Consider the following 1,695-nt stretch of genomic DNA (forward strand, 5'->3'; position numbering starts at 1 on the left):
CGGCCGAGGCTGTGTGGAAACGCCCTCATCGCGCCCAGTATGCCGGACCCTCGCGTTAGCGAGTGTCCTGATGGGTCTCGATGCCCCCAGCAAGCGAATTGTCGCGAGTGACCTCGTTTGCACGTGCTGAGGCGCCGCATATCGGTAAGGCCGCATTTGAGAGGCTCACGGCCCCACCAACCGCATCGCCTTCATCGTCTTCGCCATCCCCAGAATCCGCATCACCCGCTTGAGGTTGTACGCCAGCACGTGCAGGCTCATCTCGGTGCTTACGTGCTCCAGCGTCTTCGTCAGGAAGTGGGTGGACCCCATCCAGTGTTTCAGCGTACCGAACACGTGCTCCACAGTGCGTCGTCGCAGGGTCATGGCGTCAAGTTTCCTGTCCAGCCGCCGCTGGACGCGCTCCAGAACCTGTTCGTGCTCCCATCGACGGATGCGCCGGTAGTCGCTGGTTGTGCACTCATCTTTCATGGAGCAACGAGGGCAAGCACTGGTCCAGTAGACGCGTGCGTTCAGGCCATTCCTCTCGATCGTGTTGAACCGATAGATTGCGCGTTCGCCTGCTGGGCACTGGTACTGGTCATCCCTGGCGATGTAGATGAAGTCGCTCTTGTCGAAGCGCCCCTGGGCCTTGGCGCCCGAGGTCATCGGCTTGGGCACGTAAGTCGCGATGCCCGTGTCTTCACAGGCCTTGAGCTCAGTGCCGTTGAAGTACCCACGGTCAGCGAAGACGCGCAGCCTGCTTTTACCCATCGCCTCGCGCGCGGCCTGCGCCATCTTGCTCAGCTGGGCTCGGTCATTGCCGATGTTCGTCACCTCGTGGGCAATGATCAGATGGTGCTTGGCATCGACTGCCGCTTGCACGTTGTAGCCCACCAGGCCCGAGCCCTTGGCCTGCGAGTTCATCGAGCGTGAGTCGGGATCGGTGGTGGAGCGCTGGCCGTCGGGCTCGTGCTTCAGTTGCTCCTTGGTCTCATCGAGCTGGCGCATCTGCTCGCGCAACCTCTTGATCTTGTCCTGCAGTCGCTCGGTCTTGGCCTCGACCTCCGCGGGCTGCGTACGGTCGGCGGTCTCCAGCGCGTCGAGGTAGCGCTGGATGCTCTGCTCGATCTGCCGCTGGCGCGCATCGATCTTGGCTGGCGTGACGTTGCGGTCCCGGCTGTTGACCGCCTTGAATTTGCTGCCATCAATGGCCACGATGGCCTGCGTGAACAGCTTGAGCTCCCGACACATGCCCACGAAACGCTTGCAGACGTTGCGGATGCCCGCGCCGTTGTCGTGACGGAAGTCGGCAATGGTCTTGAAGTCCGGGGCAAGCCGGCCAGTGAGCCACATCAACTCGACGTTGCGTTGGGCCTCGCGTTCCAGGCGTCGGCTGGACTGGATGCGGTTCAGGTAGCCGTAGATGTAGAGCTTGAGAAGCACCGCCGGGTGGTACGCAGGCCGACCGGTGGCAGCTGGGTCCGCGCCTTTGAAGCCGAGTGCCTGAAGATCCAGTTCCTCGACGAAGGCGTCGACCACTCGCACCGGGTTGTCTTCGCCGATATAGTCATCAAGACATTCCGGCAACAGCGCGACCTGCTGTCGATCTTCGCCTTCGATGAATCGCTTCATGGGCACCTCGCTTGAAACGGGTGCATCGATTTTATTTTTTGAAGGGCGGGACTGGAAGTCTTTTCACACAGCCTCGGCCAG

1 protein-coding gene is annotated in these 1,695 nt (G+C 61.7%); it reads right to left on the reverse strand.

Translation table 11 applies throughout. The annotated features are described in order from the left end of the window. Positions 1-165 precede the first annotated feature (165 nt). The gene (locus tag PMI12_RS26015) at positions 166-1,614 is read right to left on the reverse strand and encodes an IS1182 family transposase (RefSeq protein WP_007838622.1); all 1,449 of its coding nucleotides are present in this window, start codon (positions 1,612-1,614) and stop codon (positions 166-168) included. Between the last annotated feature and the right edge of the window lie 81 nt (positions 1,615-1,695).

This window comes from Variovorax sp. CF313 (assembly GCF_000282635.1).
GTDB lineage: Bacteria > Pseudomonadota > Gammaproteobacteria > Burkholderiales > Burkholderiaceae_C > Variovorax.

Bases quoted from the DNA above. Each gene is read 5' to 3' on its own strand.
- PMI12_RS26015 (WP_007838622.1), bottom strand. From the start codon at position 1,614: ATGAAGCGATTCATCGAAGGCGAAGATCGACAGCAGGTCGCGCTGTTG.